The organism is Spirosoma sp. SC4-14, from assembly GCF_037201965.1.
GTDB lineage: Bacteria > Bacteroidota > Bacteroidia > Cytophagales > Spirosomataceae > Spirosoma.
This window is the reverse complement of sequence record NZ_CP147518.1, coordinates 4,131,020-4,148,762: the sequence shown is the minus strand read 5'-3', so window position 1 is coordinate 4,148,762 and position 17,743 is coordinate 4,131,020. Positions and strand designations below refer to the sequence as shown.

Sequence of the window (17,743 nt, the reverse complement as noted above, 5' to 3'; positions counted from 1 at the left end):
TCAGTAGTTAGTTGCCATTCGTAATTTAACTAATAACAACTGACCAATCTCTCATTCACTCTTCAGTACATTCGCCGGATTGATGCGGGCTGCTTTCAGGGTTTGCGAGCCGATCAGTAGCATGGCAATAAGCGCAACAAGCAGACTGCCAATCAGCAAGTCGCTAAGGCCAATGGGCTGGTGGTAAGCAAAATTTGTGAGCACTACGTTGTCGAAAAACAAGTAGGTGATCGGTAACGCAGCTAAAGCCGACACCGCCAGTAACCCCAATAAGCCTTTGCTTAAGGTGAATACTAAATTTTCTTCGCTGGCTCCCAGAACTTTACGAATACTAATTTCCTTCAGTTTCGTTTCGGTCGTGAACACAACCATACCGAACAGACCCAACGAGGCAATACAAATAGCCAGAAAAGCAATGAAACCAATCACTTTCAGCATTACCGAAAACTGACGGTAGGCTTCCTCAATCTGATCGTCGTAGAATTTGGCTTCCATCGGGTGAACCTTGTCGATTTTATTCCAGACCTTTTCTATCTGTGCCATCGTTACAGGCAAATCGGTCGAGCTAATTTTAATATTCAGATAGCCACCCGGATCGGCCGAGTACCGAAACATAACGGGTTTGATTTGGCTCTGGATCGTTTCGTAATGAAAATCTTTCAGTACGCCGACAATAGCCAGCTTTTTACCATCGACGGTAATGATTTCGCCCAGCGCTTTCTGTGGGTTTCGGTGGGCAATGTTGAAGCGCTTCAGCACCTGCTCATTCACAATAATTTCGCTTTCCTCGCCATGCTTTGGTCGTAGACTGAAGTTTTTTCCGGCCAGTAGCTTGTGTTTATGAATGGGTAAATAATGCTCGTCTACCATGTTGAGCCACACCAGCGCCGAGTCCTGCGGGTTTTTGTATTTTATGGTTGTACCACCTACGCTCCCTAAACTGGTGACCATTTGCGATTTGGCTACTTCACTGACAGTGGGTATACTGGCGAGTTCTTTGGCCAACACATCGCCCTTATTACCCAGAAGCTTAATATTTAAAATGTTTTCGGTACTGAAACCTAAATCGAAGGTAAGAAAACTGCGGTACTGCGAGTAGCCAATGATGGTAGTCGTGATGAAGATCAGAGAAATCGTATACTGCACAACAATCAGTACCTTACGCATCGTCACGCGCCGGAACACTCTCAGAACGGATACGTCTTTAATGACCTGGATTGGATTGATACGGGCGAAGAAGATGGCGGGTAAGAACCCCGCAACCAGTCCGACCACAATGGCCAGTGTTACGAAATAAAGAACAACCCGGAACGATAAATTGAGCGAAACCAGGTTACTGACAAATTGATCGAGACCCAGAAACTGTGTGCGCAGGAACAGAAACAATCCGAACGAGAATACCAGTGCAAGCAGCGCAATAAGGACAGATTCGGTCATGAACTGGCCTAGTACGTGCATTTTTAGGGCACCAATTACCTTCCGAATACCCACTTCGCGGGAACGCCGAAGGGAACGGGCAATGGACAGATTTGTGTAGTTGAAACAGGCCGATAGCATAATCACAAAAGCCAGACCGACCAGTATCCAGACAACCAGAGGAATCATGGTAGGGCCGATGGCATTTTGGAGCCTACGACCTAGAGCAATTTCATCGAACGGCTGAAGTGATACCGTAAAACTCTTATGTTTAAATGCAGCATTTTCCTGCTTATTCAGTGTGGCGAGTGTAGTTTGCACAGGGGTAATATCTCCCTGTTTGGGTAGGGAGATATAGACGTAATTTTGCCAGATGTTATCCCATCCGTAAAAATTAGGGTCATTGCGGGCCAGATGAATGTCGGCGGTGGCAAACGATACCAGTGCTTCGAACCGCAGGTGCGACAAATGAGGAACGTCTTTGGCAAGGCCCGTTACTGTATAGTCAAGGGTGTCGATATGGACTGTTTTGCCCAATGGATCGACATCGCCGAATAGCTTTTTGGCCATTTTTTCAGTCAATACCAGTGAATAGGGATCTTTCAGCGCTGTTGCCGAATCGCCTTCCAGGAGCGGAAACGTAAAGACGTTGAAGAAAGACGCATCTGCCCATAACGCATCGAAAGGAATGGTTTTTTCGCCAACCGTGGCATTGCCGCCAAACCCGTTTCGAAGAATTGTGACATCTTCGACGCCCGCAACGGTTTTCCGAATGATCTGACCCACTTTTATCGATGTCGATGCCAGATCCACTTGAGGCTGTTCGGGTGTTTGAAATGTGCTAATAACCCGGTAAATGCGGTCTTTTTTCTTCTGAAAGTTATCAAAAGAGAGCAGGTCGTTGATAAACGAAATAACCAGCAGCCCAACCGACATACTCACTGCCAGACCGAAGATGTTGATGAACGAAAACAGTTTGTTGCGGACGAGGCTCCGCCGGGAGGTTTTGAGGTAGCTGCCAAGCATAATCCAGTGAATGAAAAGATTGATAAAGTCGGGTTTACGGATGGTGTAGAGCCTGAAAAACTTCAATACATCGAGCGCGTAGATGAGTCGTGCGCGGTGAGCACCTTTGCTCATTAGGTTTCGTTCGAAGTATTCGTTCAGGTCGCCCTGAAGGTCTTCGAGCAGGTCGGGGCGGCAGTACCAGCTCAGCAGGCGTTTTGCCCACATCGGCGGCTCTAACGGTTTGTTGTCTGTCGTTTTCATATAGAGCCTCCAAGGTTAAAACCAGGAATAACGCGCCAGAGCGATTCGCGTACTTCTTTGGCTTTCAATAAGCCAACTTTACCAGCATGTGTTACTTCGTAGAAGCGTTTGCGTTTGCCCCCACGGGCACTGGTGGCTTCGCCAAGGCTGCTTTTTACAAGCCCTTTTTCTTCCAGTCGATTCAAAACGGCATGAACAACCCCCAGCTTGGCGGCCCGTCCAGTGTGTTTTTCCAGTTCATCGCAGATGGCAACGCTATAGGCATCGTTGACCAGTGCCGCAATAGTTAAGAGTACCAGTTCCTCAAATTCACCCAGATTTGTCCCTTTCATCGACGCTGACAATCGTGTATAGTTCAATTAACTCCCTAAATGTATGTAAAATAAATTAGTTAATTCAGTATTTGTATGTAATATATATTTTTTGATGCTCTTAAATCCCTTAGGTTGATGGATGGGAGTAGAAGTTGCATTGCAGCCAGAAATTATATTACCTTTACAAAAACTGTATGCATGCATACTATTTTATGAGCCCTACCTATCAATCGTTATCATTAGTTGCAGCCGACGGTGTTATGACCGTTACGTTGCTTGGGCCCGGCAAAGGCAATGCGATGGGCCCTGAGTTTTGGGAGGAATTGCCCAGGGCGATGGAGGCAATTAATCAGATGCCCGATATTCGATGTGTGCTGTTTCGGGGCAGTGGCGACCATTTTAGCTACGGTCTGAACATTCCGCAGATGATGCCCCGGCTGGCCAGTATGACAACCGGAACCGTGGTTGCTCACCAGCGAGTCGATCTGATGGCACAGATTCGGCAGATGCAGTCTGGTTTTCTGAAAATGCACGAATCGCCAAAGCCTGTTATTGCCGCTATTCATGGCTGGTGTATTGGGGGCGCACTCAACATGATTGCGGCTGCTGATATTCGCCTGTGTTCGCGCGAGGCAAAATTTAGTTTGCGGGAGGCTAAGCTTGCCATCACACCCGATGTGGGCGGATTGCAGTTTCTGCCACTGATTGTTGGGCAGGGAATCACGCGTGAAATGGCCTTTACGGGCGCAGACTATGATGCAGCTTTTGCCGAACGCACGGGGCTGGTCAATCACGTATACGACACCCCCGATCAATTGTTTGAAGCTGCTCAGGCGCTGGCTCATCAGATTGCCAGCAATCCGGCAACCGCCGTTCAGGGGGCTAAACGTGTACTGAACTATAGCCTGAATAAATCCATTGAAGATGGCTTGCAGTACGTAGCCGTCTGGAACTCATCTCAGCTACAATCCGACGATTTTGGTGAGGCCATTCAGGCATCGCTGGAAAAGCGTCAGGCCGAGTTCAATAAAAAAGCAAATCGAGGTTATTAAAAAGATTGAATGATTGACTTACCGTCCGCAAGCCAATCATTCAACAATTCAGTCATTCAATCATTACCCATGAACACCACAGGAATGCTCCGGGATGGAGCCATGCAGGGAAAAACGATTATTGTAACCGGCGGAGGAACAGGACTTGGTAAATCCATTAGCCGCTATTTAGTGGAGTTGGGAGCAAACGTTACAATCTGTAGCCGTCGGCAGGCAGTTATTGATGAAACGGCTCAGGAACTAATGAACGAAACTGGCGGACAGGTGCTGGCAGTGCCGTGCGATGTTCGGAATCCGGCCGAAATTGAAAACGTAATCAGTCAGACAATTGAGCGGTTTGGCAAAGTCGACGGGCTTCTGAATAATTCGGCGGGTAACTTCATCAGTCCAACCGAACGGTTGTCGTATAAGGCGTTCGATACCATTGTCGACATTGTGTTGCGGGGCACGTATTATTTTACGCTGGCCATCGGTAAATACTGGATAGAGAACAAAATCCCCGGCGTTGTGCTAAATATTTCCACGACCTATGCTACCACCGGATCGGGCTATGTTGTTCCATCGGCTGTAGCTAAAGGCGGAGCACTTATCATGACGAAATCATTGGCCGCCGAGTGGGGGAAATACGGTATCCGTCTCAATGCCATTGCTCCCGGTCCATTCCCGACCAAAGGTGCCTGGGATCGGTTATTTCCAGAACCTATGGCTAAACTCATCGACCCAACCAGTCGAATTCCCTTGAAACGGGTAGGAGAGCATGGCGAACTGGCCAATCTGGCGGCTTACTTATTGTCCGATTATTCGGCCTACATTACCGGCGAAACCATAACAATCGATGGGGGCGAAGTGCTGGCTGCCGGAGAGTTTAATCACCTCGAACAGGTAACGACGGAACAGTGGGATATGATTGAGCAAAGTATTAAGCAGGCCAACCGGGCCAGTAAAAAAGAAGGACAGGGATAAGACATACGTAGCCGCAGAGGAGTCGTTTATAGCTGTTTTTCGTAAGCCAGAAACCGTAGACCTGGCCGAAAGCTGAGGGTGATTTCTCCGGCAAACTGATAGCCCATTTTAGGGAATAATTTCTGCGTGACCTGGTTTTCGGAATTGGTATCGATCCGCAGAAACTGAACCCCGCGATCCCGCGCAAGTTGTTCGGCCTGAGTTAATAAAGCAGCCGCAATTCCCCGGCCCTGAAAAGATGGATCGACGGCCAACCGGTGGGTAACAACAGCCCGCTGATTCAGATCGAAGCCAACCTGAGCATATTCGGGCTCCTGGTCTTCGGTCATTGCCGCTACACCCGCCAGGTGCCCGTCGATGTCGGCAACCCACAGTTGTGCTTTGGCAATATCCTGACTAAACACCGTTTCATTCGGATACTGAGTATCCCACTGAAAATTTCCGGATTGGTGCATCAAGGGGACCACCCGTTTCACAAGGTTTAGCAGTGCGGGCAAATCGGTAATGGTAGCGAGACGGATGGTCATCGATGAATATGAATTAATCGTGGATATAGTAGCAACGTTAGCTGGATTTTATGACGCTTCAACACCAGGGGAGCTTCCTGAGTCCGGGAGAGTTATCCGACAACAATCCGGTCGCCATGACTTTTAGGGGTTGATGTTACGATAAATAGTACATCGGCTGCCGAGTCGTTGCGCATCTGGTGAGCTACCCGTGGTGGAATCTCGATGCCTTCATGGGTTTTCAGGACGACTTTCTCATTTCCAATCTCCATTGTTGCTTCTCCGGAAAGCACGAAGAAAAACTGCCGTGCTTGCTGGTGATAATGTTTTATTTCTGATGTGCCAGGGAGCATTCGCTCCTGAATGATACTCAGAGAATCGGATTTAATTAAATGCCAGCCATCGCACTGATTGCCCCAGTTGTAGTGTTCGGCGTTCTGGGCGCTGATTATGATTGGTCGTTCATCTGCCATAATGAATGCTTAAGAACGGGTGGGGTACAGATCCTGGTAGCACATACTTATTTCTCTTCCTTCAGCATTTCTACAACGAGTGTTAGCTCATTAACAGTAGCTTCCGGGTTGCCCGAATAGCCAATCTGACGATAGCGTACACGCCCTTTAGGATCGATCACCACTTTTGTTGGAATTCCGAGCACCTTGTAGGCTTTTGACACACGTTGACTACCATCTACCGGAACCGTGAAATTATATGAGTGCTTGTTCATGAACGAATGAACACGTTGAATAGGGCCACCTTCGCGGGTATTGACGAAGAGGAATTTGACGTTAGGGTCGTTCTGGAAACGCGTCTGAGCCTGTTGCATGGCCGGAAAAGAAGCAATGCAGGGGCCACACCAGGTAGCCCAGAAGTCGAGCACAACGACTTTGCCGCGAAGCGAAGCCGACGAAATGGTATGACCATTCAAATCCGTCATGGAGAAGGTGGGTGCCGGTTCGTTGATCAGGATTTGCGCCAGCTCATCGCGCTGGTCGGCTCGTAGATCAGCTTCCAGATCGGCCAGGTAAGCATCGGCTTTCGCTGGCGTATTGCCAGGTAATTTAGCATACCAGTCATGAAAAACGGTTTTTAGCCGGGTTGTTGCCCGGCCAGTCTGAATAGCCGATTCAGTTACAGGCTGTGCATCGGTGGCGTGGTTGGCCGCAATGGCGCACAGGAAATAGCGTTCGTTGGTGCGTGGATCGCTATTTTCGATGTCGTCGGGCAGAATAACGTCCTGATAAACGGTATAAGCTTCGGCATATCTGCCCTGTTGTTCGAGCGACCGTGCAAGGGTGTTCATCAACTGGCGTTGCCGATGCTGTTTTTCGATCTCCCAGTTGCCCGTTACGTTAGCTGGTTTGGGCTGGGTCTTTAAAATAGTCATCGCCCGTTTTGTCAATTGTTCGGCTTCGGGCAGCGACCGGCGTTCGTCGGCCAGTTGAAACGCAATGGTATTGAGCATCAGTACATCCGTATGCGTAGTGGGCTGTTGCTCAACAAAACGTACCAGTTCCTGAATATCGTTATTTTTGAAATAGCCATCGGTCATCATAACCGTTAGCGCTGGGAGATAAGATGAGTTCGGGAACTCTTTTTGGTATGCCTGATAGGCCAATTTTTTACGTCCCCAGTTCGATTCATTGCGGATAGCCGTTGCCCGATCTTTCTGGACCAGCGATCCGGTTGGTTCGAGCGTTTTCATGCGTTCGCGCAGGGCATTGGCTTTCGGAAAATCGCCTATGCTTTCGTAGAGCCGCGCACCTGCCATCAGCTCTTCGGCCGTAGGCGAGGGCTGAAAAGCCAGATACGTTTCAATACCCGATTTTACTTTTGGCCCATAGCCAGGCTTTTTTTGCTTGATCTGGGCTGCCAGGTAATCGGACCAGTACATGGGATACAACGACGGATTTTGCTGAAGCTCCTGATTGTATAGTAAAACCACGTAGTTGGGGTCGGGTCGACTGCCCAGTTCGTAAAGAAACTGACTGCGGGTGAACACCGAAGCCTGTCCGGCAATGGCATGTGGAACGGTTTGTCCATCGGCATCGTAAACCGGAATAATGTACAGCGTTCCTTTATTCAGATCGGTGTGGGTTGGCTGTTTGCTGTTTCGGAAAGCCAGCATGGTACCCATCACATTCTTGGTTGGAATATAAATCTGGCCAACAAACGCGTTTCCCTGCCGAACGACCGTAGCTGTGGTTGGGCGACTGAGGTGCATGGTGGTTGGCGTGCCGTAATGCACATAACGCCCTTCAACGGTGCTGTCGGTTGCGAGTGGCGTGCCCTGCGGTGTATAGGTGAACGAAACGGTTTGTCCGACCTGAGGTTTTTCGGGCAAAAAGCGAAATTGGGCTTCTGTTGAAAAATGAATACCCGTTAATAAAAGAAGGAGAGCCAGGAGCAATTTCATAACGTAATTCACTAGAGTTAAACGGCTACTGGTTCCGTTTTCTTTATGGGTTTGGAAACGGCCCACAAACCCAGGAACGTAATGAATCCATTGAGCAGTAGCCGTTCAAATCCAAATTTATAGCCGCCAAACCAGTCTGCCGAGTTTTCGTTAACGATGTAGGTCAGGATAGGCGAAGCTACACAAATAAACGGTACGAACCAGTCGACAACGGGTCGTTTATTGAAGATGCCGAAAGCAAACAAACCCAGCAGAGGGCCGTAGGTGTACCCGGCAATATCGAATACGGCCGTAATGACCTCCTTGCTATTGAGTTTCTGGAAAATAATAATTACCACATAAAACAGCAGCGAAAAACCAATGTGTACAATCTGTTTAATACGCGAACGCTCGGCTTCGGGCCGTTTCTCTACATTCATAAAATCGACACAGAAAGCAGTGGTTAACGCTGTTAAGGCCGAGTCGGCGCTGGCATAGGTAGCCGCCGTGATGCCCAGCAAAAAAGTGATGCCAACCACCAGTCCCAAACGATTCAGAGCAAGCGTAGGATAGAGATCGTCGGTGCGGTCGGGAATTGTGATGCCTTCTTTTTGAGCAAACTGATAAAGCAGAACGCCCAGGCTCAGGAACAGTAAGTTCACAATCACCATTGTGAAGGTAAACCAGAACATATTTTTCTGCGCTTCGCCGATGTTTTTGCAGGTCAGGTTTTTTTGCATCAGGTCCTGATCCAGCCCAGTCATCACAATCGCGATAAAAGCACCCGAAATAAACTGCTTGTAAAAATTTTTCGGATCGTTGCCGTCCCAATAAAAAATCTGCGACATCGGACTGCTTTTCACGGTTTGTACCATGTCGCCAAACGAGAGCCCAAGTTCTTTTGAGATCAGGATAATGGTAAGAATGACGGCCGTGACCAGAAATACCGTCTGAAGCGTATCGGTAACGATAATTGTTTTAACACCCCCTTTAAAGGTATAAATCCAGATCAGTGCAATCGTAATCAGGACTGATACTTCGAAAGGAACACCCAGCGAACCGAATAAGGCAATCTGGAGTACTTCGGCAGCCACATAAAGCCGAACGGCCGAGCCCACTGTTCTGGACAGTAAAAAAAAAGCGGAACCGGCCTTGTACGACCAGAACCCGAATCGTTTTTCCAGATAGCCATATATCGAAATCAGATTCAGCCGATAATAAAGAGGCATCAGCACTGTACCGATAACAATATAGCCGATAATATACCCCAGAACGACCTGGAAATAGGAAAAGCCAATTTTGCCGACAGCGCCAGGAACCGAGATAAAGGTGACCCCCGACAGCGAGGTGCCAATCATTCCGAACGCCACTAACCACCATGGAGACTGCCGGTTAGCAGTAAAAAACATGTTAGTGTCGGCTCCTCGGGCGGTGTAGAATGAAACGGCAATCAACATCCCGAAATAAGCAATCAGGATCACTAACGCAAGGGTGGTATTCATGCTGAGATAGGCAACTTTTTAGGCTAAAACGAGGTTCTTTTAAAGCAGTATGATGGCTTTTAAAAGAGGTCTTTTTCTCGTAAATTTGCTAAATAAATATCATTTTCGCTCCCATGCAACCTTTTGAAGAAACCGATTGGTCCACTTCGGTAGATGTGCTCGATGAAGTCATTGAAACCGACGTTCATAACCTCGTAGTCTTCAATGACGATGTGAATACATTCGATCATGTCATCGATACCCTGATCGACGTGTGTCACCATACCCCCGAACAGGCCGAGCAATGCACGTTGCTGATCCATTACAAAGGAAAATGCACCGTTAAGAATGGCTCGTGGGAAGAACTGGTGCCTATGCGGAATGAAATCTGCCGCCGGGGTATTTCGGCTGAAGTCCTGAATTAATTAAGAATGATGAGTGAAGAATGAAGAATAATTACTGGTATCCATTATTCTGCACTCTTTACTCTTAACTCATCACTAACCTCTTGGAGTATCCATCCAAATTAATAGAAGACGCGGTTAACGAAGTGTCGAAACTGCCGGGGATTGGGAAGAAAACGGCCCTCCGGTTGGTTTTACACCTACTTAAACGCGATGAAGAACAAACCGAAGCGCTGGCCCAGAGTTTGACAGCCATGCGTACGCAGGTCAAACACTGCCGGAAGTGCCATAACCTGTCGGATCATGATCTGTGCACGATTTGTGCCAGCATGAAGCGCGATCAGTCGCTGATCTGCGTTGTAGAAGACACCCGCGATGTGCTTGCTATCGAAAATACGGCACAGTATAAAGGATTGTATCACGTATTGGGCGGCATTATTTCGCCCGTTGAAGGAATAGGGCCCAGCGATCTGCAAATCGATTCGCTGATCGAGCGGCTGAATGGTGCCGAAGGCGAACAGGTAAAAGAGATTATTCTGGCAATCAGCCCAACGATGGAAGGCGACACGACCGCGTTTTATCTGCAAAAGAAACTCCGTCCGTTTAAGTTGAAAATTTCCACTATTGCGCGTGGCGTTCCAATTGGCGGAGACCTCGAATATGCCGATGAGGTTACACTTGGGCGAAGTATTTTGAGCCGTATCGCATACGATTAATAGAAAAAGCACCGATAATTGGTGCTTTTTTCGTTGTTGGGTTAACCTTATCATTTATCTGTTGGTTTTTGGCATACTCGGCCTTATTCATCAAACACGTGGTAGAGTTATGGTGCTGGAGAATCCTCAGAAACGATTGATCATCAGTATATTGGATTATCAGGAATCAGGAGCCCGCAACGAAGATGAACGAAATGTTCTGTTGACAAGTATCGAGCTTAGTCACGATGGCAGATCATCGATCGCTACGGTTCCCATCATTTCGACTTACGAGCTATCGGCGCTGGCCGACTGGTTTGAAGCTGTAGCTAACTACACAAAACCCAAACCGGTTGTGTTGCAGGAACCCTGTCTGTTTTTTGATTGCGAACAATCGACAGATCGGGCATTTCAGGTTCTGGTTCGGATGGAGGCCGAAGCCTCGCCAAGCTGGACAGCCTATCGGGCCGAACCGTTTTCTATCGAGTTCTGGTTGTCGCATGAGCAAATGATTGGCGCTGCCCAATCGCTCCGACGGCTGCACGAGAAATTTCCGACGCAGTCCTGAAAACCATATTTTCCCCGAAATATTTCGTTCTTTGCTATTATAAGCTTAGGTTCGCTGAACATCCGCCATGGTTGCGGGTTTTATCTGCAAAACGTTATTAGTTTTCTACAAACCAACATTCGCATGAATCGCTCCGAGTTTTTGAAATTGGCCTTTAGCGCTTCGGCTGGTTTAGTTACCTTCCGTTCATTTGGATTTGCTGCCGCGCAGGCCGAAGGCCCCTTCAAATTACCGCCATTGCCTTACGATACGGGTGCGCTTGAACCCTATATCGACAAAATGACCATGGAAATTCACCATGGGAAGCACCATAAAGCTTATGTTGACAATCTGAATAAAGCCGTAGCCGGAACGGCTATGGCAAAGTATAACGACAGCTCGTTAACGGATTTGATCAAGAGCATTAATGCCAGTACACCGGCTGCAATTCGCAACAATGCAGGAGGGCATTGGAACCATACATTCTTCTGGAATATTCTGGGGCCAAAAGCAGGAGGAGCTCCTAAAGGCGCACTGGCCGATGCCATCAACAAGAAATTTGGTTCGTTCGATGCCTTTAAGGCCGATTTTGCAAAAGCGGCTGGCGGTCGGTTCGGTTCGGGCTGGGCCTGGCTTATTAAAAATGGTAACGATCTTGAAATTATTTCGACACCCAATCAGGATAATCCGCTGATGGCACTGGCCGAGAAAAAAGGCACACCGATTATGGGGCTCGATGTATGGGAACATGCCTACTACCTGAAATACCAAAACCGGCGTGCTGAATACGTAGCTGCTGCCTGGAATGTATTCGACTGGGATAAAATCGGTAAGAATTTCGCAGGGTAAACTCGGTTTACGGTTTATGGTTTACCGTTGCGCTGCATTAATAAGCGGAGCATCGATAACCATAAACCATAAACGATTATCTCACCTCCTGCGCGGGTACGTGTAAGGGCAGGTAAACATAAAACGTAGTACCGTAGCCGAGCTTACTTTCTACAGTAATTGTTCCGCCATGATTTTCGGCTACTCGCTTGCAGGTTGCTAACCCAATGCCCGAGCCCGCAAACTGCTGTCGGCCGTGTAGACGAGTAAACAGGCCAAAGATCGTTTTGAAATGCTCAGGTGCTATTCCAATTCCATTGTCCTGCACTGCAATCACCGCATATTCCTGAAAAGGATCGAGATTAGGGAAGTCGGGCACCTCAATTCCCCGAATAAGCCGTCCCGTTATACTCACTTCCGGTCGTTGATTGGGCCGGGTAAATTTCATTGCATTCGTCAACAAATTCTGGAACAACTGGCGTAGCTGAGTCTTGTCGCCCGGCACCGCAGGCAGGTTCAACCCAGTCTTAATAACGGCTCCCCGTTCCTGAATAACGATTTCGAGGTCGTTCTGAATCTCATTCAAGAGCCCTTCAACAGTAACCAGATCCTGTTTCTGATGCTCAGACAATCCTTTGGGAGTTGTAATGCGAGCGTAGGACAACAGGCTCTTAATCAGTTCGTTCATGCGGTCGGCGGCCGATTGCATACGCTGAACGATGTCCTGGCCTGCGTTATCTAGCTGAGGGGCATACCGTTCATTGAGCAGATCGCCAAACGATTTAATTTTTCGAAGGGGTTCCTGCAAATCATGGCTGGCCACATACGCAAATTGTTCGAGGCTATGATTCGACTGCTTGAGGTCGTTATTCATCCGTTGCAGCGTCTGCTGCTGACGAAACTGCTCCGAAATATCGCGAAAGACGCAGATGCCCATTGCAATGTCGCCCCGTTCGTTGCGGACCGGCCCTGCGTAAACCTCACATCGCCAGCCACCCCAATGATCACTGAACGAATGATGCTCGCCCATGAGCGCCGTACTGACATAGCGTTTCCAGTCATTTTGATACTCTGGTAAAATGGTATCGGCAATCCGTTTCCCAACAATGTCATCGGCTTTCCGGCTCTTGAAAAGGCCCGGTAGCTCGCCGTTGGCAAAAAGAATTTTTTGAAAATAATTTACGACCACAACGCTCATTCCCGGAACGCTCGACGATAGCGTATTAAAGAGCATCGACTCACCGATTAATGTCTGGGATGCTTTCTTTAATTCGGTGATGTCGGTAAAGGATACTACTGCGCAACTACCATCGCCCATTGGCTCGATACATAAATCAAACCAGTGTTCCTGCTGCGTACGGCTGATTTGGGCAAAAAACTCCCTATGTTGTGGCGTATTCGAATCAATAACATCGACAATATCGTCCCAGAAGGAATTGGAATTTTGGGTAGGGAAAAGATCGGTAGCTGTTTGTCCAAGCACGTCGTTGCGATTGAACCCCAGCAGGTGCTCGGCCCGACTATTTATCAGCCGTATGTTAAACGATTCTATGTCTCCGTCGTTATTACGTACAGATTCATAGACAATTATGCCAGTGGCCGATTTGTCCAATGCCTTTTGCCAAAGCGAGCTAGTCATTTGTACAGGGTCGGCGATATTAACTTTCATAACGTTTTCATAACGATAAACGACATCTGTCCAGAAGCGGTAAGACAGAAGTAGAAAATACCAAATACAAATTAACGGCCAGTTTAACGAAGCTGCCCGAAAATTTATTGTATAGCCCTCATCTGACGGGCCTCAGCGGTTGGTATGATGATGCTCATGGATAGATTTGGTAAACTTTTGTATTTTTGGCGAAACAGTTTTTAGTATGTCATCACAAGAATTATATGACGAAATTCCGTCGCTGGATTTAGCTGATTTTACGGCGGGCGATCCTGAGCGTAAGGCTCGTTTTGTGCAGGATCTGGGCCGGGCGTTCAATCAGATTGGCTTTGTGGCTATTCGAAATCATGGACTTACCGATGAGCTAACCCAAAAGCTTTATCATGCGACAAAGCAATTTTTCTCGGCTCCCGACGAGGTGAAGCGGAAATACGAACGGCCCGATCTGAACGGACAGCGAGGATACATCGCAAAAGGAAAAGAAACGGCCAAAGGGTTTAAGGTGGCCGACCTGAAAGAGTTTTATCATATTGGGCAACCCGAGCCCGTGAGCAATATGCCTGCTAACGTATTGCCCGACGAATATCCGGAGTTTAGTGAAGCTACACTGAAAACCTATCAGACGCTCGAAAATACGGGAAAACAACTGCTTCGGGCCATTGCACTTTATCTGGAATTGCCCGAAACCTATTTCGATGATAAGGTGAAAAATGGCGATAGTATTCTGCGGGCCCTGCATTATTTTCCGCTTGACCCCAACACCACTCCGGAAGGAGCGGTACGTGCAGCAGCACACGGCGATATTAACCTCATTACCTTGCTGATGGGCGCATCGGCCGATGGGCTGGAAGTGCTTCGTCGCGATGGCAAGTGGATCGCCATTACGGCTTTGCCCGACCAGATTGTCGTTAATGTGGGGGATATGCTCGACCGGCTCACCAACCATAAGCTCAAATCGACCATACATCAGGTCGTGAATCCACCCCGCGAAAAAATGAATCAGTCTCGGTATTCGATTCCGTTTTTTATGCACCCACGGGGCGATATGGACCTGACTAGCCTGGCGAGCTGTATCGATTTGGAGCATCCTAAGTTATATACGGATATGACAGCGGGCGAATTTCTGAATGAACGATTAATTGAACTGGGCCTCAAAAAAGCCTGACGGTTTCCAGTAAAGTTGACTTTGTTTTGCCGGATATGTAGGTATCCGCAAGTATGCCAGGAATTACACATTGCCCGGTTGCATAGCGGCCAGTATACCCAAAAGCGGCCGGGCAATGAATACCTGGATCGTCTCTGTCCTGTTTTCGGTTATTATGTTGCCACATTTGACTCCTGTTCAGCCCGTTCGACGAATCCGCTATATCATCTTTCTGAAAGATGTGCTGATTTTGGCGCTAACGACCTTTGGTGGGCCGCAGGTGCATCTGGCAATGTTTTATGAACGATTTGTGCAGAAACGACGGTATTTGACCGAAGCCGAACTGATGGAGTTAAACGCGCTTTGTCAGATATTGCCAGGACCTACTTCTACCCAGACAATTACTGCGCTGGGGTTTAAAATTGGTGGCCCTAATCTGGCTTACCTCACCCTGCTAATCTGGATATTGCCAGCGGTAAGTATTATGACCATCGTTGGGATTGGAATGTACTATCTCGAACGGCATAATCTCTCATTACGGTTTAGTCGATTTATTCAGCCAATGGCCGTTGGGTTTCTGATCGTGGCTGGCTATCGTATTGGTCAGAAGGTGATTAAGGATAAGATCAGCCTGGCTCTGGCCATAACCAGTGCGCTGTTTGCCTATATATTTCGTTCGCCAGTGATGACTCCCATTGTAATCGTTACGGGGGGGCTGATTACGGCGCTGACTTATGAAAAGCAGGAACGAATGGAAAAAAAGCCCTTGAAAATTCAATGGGCTAATTTTTTTCTATGGATTGGTGTACTGATTGGTGCGGCAGGTTTGGGAGCCATCACGCAGTTGTTGCCAGTTCGGTTGTTCGAAAATTTTTACCGCAATGGCAGTCTGGTATTTGGTGGGGGGCAAGTGTTGACCCCGATGCTCTACAACGAGTTTGTTGCCTTCAAGCATTACCTGACCCGCGAGGAGTTTCTCTCCGGTTTGGGTTTAGTGCAGGCATTGCCGGGGCCTGTGTTTGCCTTTTCATCGTACATTGGTGCGTTATCGATGCGGAATGAAGGGCTGAGTGGTCAATTGTTGGGTGGATGCGTATCAACTGCCGGAATTTTTCTGCCAGGTACATTCCTTATCTTCTTTGTTTACCGATTCTGGGAGCAACTTAAACGCTATCGGGTGGTACGGGCATCGCTCGATGGAGTTAATGCGGCCAGCACGGGTTTAACGGCAGCCGCTGCTATTGTACTCTTTCAGCCAATGGGGCCTCATTGGACCTCGGTTGCAGTTGTCCTGATCACAATAGGAATATTATTGTATACCCGAATCCCGCCATTTATTATTGTGCTGGGTGGTTTATTGGCTGGCATTATATTGTAAATCCGTATGGATGGGCAACTATGCTGCTATGGGAGCGTCCGGTAAATTCAGACGGATAAATTAGCTAAAGGCCTCTTTCTGTACTAACCCATATAGCGATTCCCGATTCGTCCGACCGTATCTTTGCCCGGCTGTATGGGCACAGTATAGACTCAGTTTGAGTTTGTTGGAAAAGCAAAAGAATGAACGTTCGACGCATAGGTTACCTCACAATTCTTATTTTCGTCTTGCTCAGTGGATGCGGAGCCGATACATTATTTCCGCAGAGTAAACGAATTGCCTGTATTGGAACCAGTATTACGGAAGGATATTCGCTTCCGGTTGAGCAAACATATCCATATCAGTTGCAAACCCTAATCGGGTCGCCCGATAAAGTACTGAATTATGGCGTTGGCGGAACTACGGTATTGAAAAGCGGAGATAGCCCCTACTGGAATGCTCAAAAATATCAGTATGCGCTCGACTGGAAGCCAACAATTGTGATTATTGAATTTGGCACAAATGATTCTAAACAACAGAACTGGCAGCACAAAAGCGACTTTAAAGCCGATTACCTGGCCATGATTCGATCGTTCCAGAATTTATCCAGCTCACCCAGAGTTTATGTTTGTATTCCACCACCCGCCTTTAGTCAGAATTTTGACGTAGATCCCGATGTGGTCAAAAATGAGATCGTGCCACTGGTGAATGAAATCGCAAACGAAACAAACGTAACGATCATAGATCTGTATACGCTGATGCTACCCCATAGTACTCAGTTCATTGATGGCATTCATCCAACGGCTGAAGGGGCAGCTACGATAGCTAAAGAAGTGTACAAAGTCATTACAACAGAATAACTCCCTACACTTCTCTAGAGTCCATTATTGATTCTCAACAAAATCGACAAGTTGTGAAATAACGGCCTGTTGGTCGGGTTTGCTTAATTCCGAAAGCGAAGCAAGCTTTGTTTTAACTTCCTGCCATTGTGGCGCTGATAGCAAAATAGCCTCGGCCAGAAAATCAACTGAATCGCCCAGGTCAATTTGCTCAACGGGCAGCGGCTCCAGAAGTGTTTTGGCAAATTCGGCCCGGAGCCGATCCTTGGCATATGGAACGGGGTCCAGATTCGCATTTTTTAGAATCTGTTTTGAATAATTTTTTGTTTTCCTCCACCACATAATACGTTGCGAATTTAAATAGCACTACTGCGTTTTGTTGTACGATTTTTTTCTAAACCGATCTGACACTGCTTTCTGGATATAAGGAACGAACATCGTAGTCAGTTCAAAATGAATTATTTCGCTAGCTGAGGCAGACAGGTTTAGAGCTGCAAGTTATGGTTCTCAATTAAATTATGTTGGTAAAAGTGGGTCCCAATAGCCAGCAAGAGGCTTCTTTAGTCTGCTTATCAGACAAAAACATTTCTGTCTTAATCGGAAGGCAGGGCTGATTGTTTACCAAAAATCACTACTTTTGTGGCCTGTTCGACCAGAAAGGGGAATAAGGATTGATTCTTTATGCTTCTTTTGAGAATTGAATTGCCTGGAGTAGACACACAGAGAGGTGTCCGAGTGGTTGAAGGAGCACGCCTGGAAAGTGTGTATGCGGGCAACCGTATCGAGGGTTCGAATCCCTTCCTCTCTGCAACGAATTGAAATTCTAGCCTTGGTGCCCGATATGAATCCCATGTCGGGCTTTTT

At 47.6% G+C, this 17,743-nt stretch carries 17 protein-coding genes and 1 tRNA gene; 10 read left to right on the top strand and 8 right to left on the bottom strand.

The window, feature by feature from the left end; all coding sequences use genetic code 11:
• Positions 1-51 precede the first annotated feature (51 nt).
• A complete protein-coding gene (locus WBJ53_RS17030; protein ID WP_338868248.1) occupies positions 52-2,685 on the bottom strand; it encodes an ABC transporter permease in 2,634 nt (877 codons plus the stop codon).
• Positions 2,682-3,017: a helix-turn-helix transcriptional regulator gene (locus tag WBJ53_RS17025; RefSeq protein WP_338868246.1), complete on the bottom strand. Its 336-nt coding sequence runs from the start codon at positions 3,015-3,017 to the stop codon at positions 2,682-2,684. Before WBJ53_RS17025 ends, WBJ53_RS17030 begins: the two co-directional genes overlap by 4 nt.
• A 194-nt stretch (positions 3,018-3,211) precedes the next feature.
• On the opposite strand from WBJ53_RS17025, the gene WBJ53_RS17020 reads away from it, so the two are divergent.
• Positions 3,212-4,051, top strand: coding sequence for a crotonase/enoyl-CoA hydratase family protein (locus WBJ53_RS17020; protein ID WP_338877198.1), 840 nt, complete (start codon positions 3,212-3,214; stop codon positions 4,049-4,051).
• A gap of 69 nt (positions 4,052-4,120) precedes the next feature.
• Positions 4,121-5,014: an SDR family oxidoreductase gene (locus WBJ53_RS17015; RefSeq protein WP_338868244.1), complete on the top strand. Its 894-nt coding sequence runs from the start codon at positions 4,121-4,123 to the stop codon at positions 5,012-5,014.
• A gap of 26 nt (positions 5,015-5,040) precedes the next feature.
• Here the strand turns inward: WBJ53_RS17015 and WBJ53_RS17010 are convergent, their stop codons facing one another.
• The 4 genes from WBJ53_RS17010 to WBJ53_RS16995 form a co-directional block, all read right to left on the bottom strand.
• Positions 5,041-5,541, bottom strand: a complete 501-nt coding sequence (locus WBJ53_RS17010) for a GNAT family N-acetyltransferase (protein WP_338868242.1) — start codon at positions 5,539-5,541, stop codon at positions 5,041-5,043.
• 92 nt (positions 5,542-5,633) lie between these two features.
• Positions 5,634-5,993 carry a cupin domain-containing protein gene (locus tag WBJ53_RS17005; protein WP_338868240.1) on the bottom strand — a complete coding sequence of 120 codons (360 nt, stop codon included), beginning with the start codon at positions 5,991-5,993 and terminating at the stop codon, positions 5,634-5,636.
• 47 nt (positions 5,994-6,040) lie between these two features.
• Entirely contained in the window at positions 6,041-7,936 is a 1,896-nt protein-coding gene (locus tag WBJ53_RS17000) for a TlpA disulfide reductase family protein (protein ID WP_338868238.1), read from the bottom strand.
• 17 nt (positions 7,937-7,953) lie between these two features.
• On the bottom strand, positions 7,954-9,417 hold the full coding sequence (locus WBJ53_RS16995) for a sodium:solute symporter (RefSeq protein ID WP_338868236.1): 1,464 nt from the start codon (positions 9,415-9,417) through the stop codon (positions 7,954-7,956).
• 113 nt (positions 9,418-9,530) lie between these two features.
• Between WBJ53_RS16995 and WBJ53_RS16990 the strand changes: the two genes are divergently transcribed.
• The 4 genes from WBJ53_RS16990 to WBJ53_RS16975 all read left to right on the top strand — a co-directional run bounded on the left by WBJ53_RS16990 (position 9,531) and on the right by WBJ53_RS16975 (position 11,891).
• Positions 9,531-9,821 (top strand): ATP-dependent Clp protease adaptor ClpS, encoded by a 291-nt coding sequence (locus WBJ53_RS16990; RefSeq protein ID WP_338868234.1) that lies wholly within the window; start codon positions 9,531-9,533, stop codon positions 9,819-9,821.
• Positions 9,822-9,904: 83 nt separating this feature from the next.
• Complete coding sequence (gene recR / locus WBJ53_RS16985; protein WP_338868232.1) at positions 9,905-10,516, top strand: recombination mediator RecR; 612 nt, start codon at positions 9,905-9,907, stop codon at positions 10,514-10,516.
• Positions 10,517-10,625: 109 nt separating this feature from the next.
• Positions 10,626-11,063 carry a hypothetical protein gene (locus tag WBJ53_RS16980; protein WP_338868230.1) on the top strand — a complete coding sequence of 146 codons (438 nt, stop codon included), beginning with the start codon at positions 10,626-10,628 and terminating at the stop codon, positions 11,061-11,063.
• A gap of 123 nt (positions 11,064-11,186) precedes the next feature.
• Positions 11,187-11,891, top strand: a complete 705-nt coding sequence (locus WBJ53_RS16975) for a superoxide dismutase (RefSeq protein ID WP_338868228.1) — start codon at positions 11,187-11,189, stop codon at positions 11,889-11,891.
• Positions 11,892-11,967: 76 nt separating this feature from the next.
• Here the strand turns inward: WBJ53_RS16975 and WBJ53_RS16970 are convergent, their stop codons facing one another.
• Positions 11,968-13,539, bottom strand: coding sequence for an ATP-binding protein (locus WBJ53_RS16970; RefSeq protein WP_338868226.1), 1,572 nt, complete (start codon positions 13,537-13,539; stop codon positions 11,968-11,970).
• Positions 13,540-13,744: 205 nt separating this feature from the next.
• Here WBJ53_RS16970 and WBJ53_RS16965 point away from each other — a divergent pair, with 205 nt between their 5' ends.
• The 3 genes from WBJ53_RS16965 to WBJ53_RS16955 all read left to right on the top strand — a co-directional run bounded on the left by WBJ53_RS16965 (position 13,745) and on the right by WBJ53_RS16955 (position 16,900).
• Entirely contained in the window at positions 13,745-14,704 is a 960-nt protein-coding gene (locus tag WBJ53_RS16965; RefSeq protein ID WP_338868224.1) for a 2-oxoglutarate and iron-dependent oxygenase domain-containing protein, read from the top strand.
• A gap of 154 nt (positions 14,705-14,858) precedes the next feature.
• Positions 14,859-16,061 carry a chromate efflux transporter gene (gene chrA / locus WBJ53_RS16960; protein WP_338877197.1) on the top strand — a complete coding sequence of 401 codons (1,203 nt, stop codon included), beginning with the start codon at positions 14,859-14,861 and terminating at the stop codon, positions 16,059-16,061.
• A 182-nt stretch (positions 16,062-16,243) separates the two neighbouring features.
• Positions 16,244-16,900: a GDSL-type esterase/lipase family protein gene (locus tag WBJ53_RS16955; protein WP_338868222.1), complete on the top strand. Its 657-nt coding sequence runs from the start codon at positions 16,244-16,246 to the stop codon at positions 16,898-16,900.
• Between the two features lie 24 nt (positions 16,901-16,924).
• Here WBJ53_RS16955 and WBJ53_RS16950 read toward each other — a convergent pair whose 3' ends face one another.
• Positions 16,925-17,221: a hypothetical protein gene (locus WBJ53_RS16950; RefSeq protein WP_338868220.1), complete on the bottom strand. Its 297-nt coding sequence runs from the start codon at positions 17,219-17,221 to the stop codon at positions 16,925-16,927.
• A gap of 379 nt (positions 17,222-17,600) precedes the next feature.
• On the opposite strand from WBJ53_RS16950, the gene WBJ53_RS16945 reads away from it, so the two are divergent.
• Positions 17,601-17,687 (top strand) — tRNA-Ser (locus WBJ53_RS16945).
• The last annotated feature ends 56 nt before the right edge of the window (positions 17,688-17,743 follow it).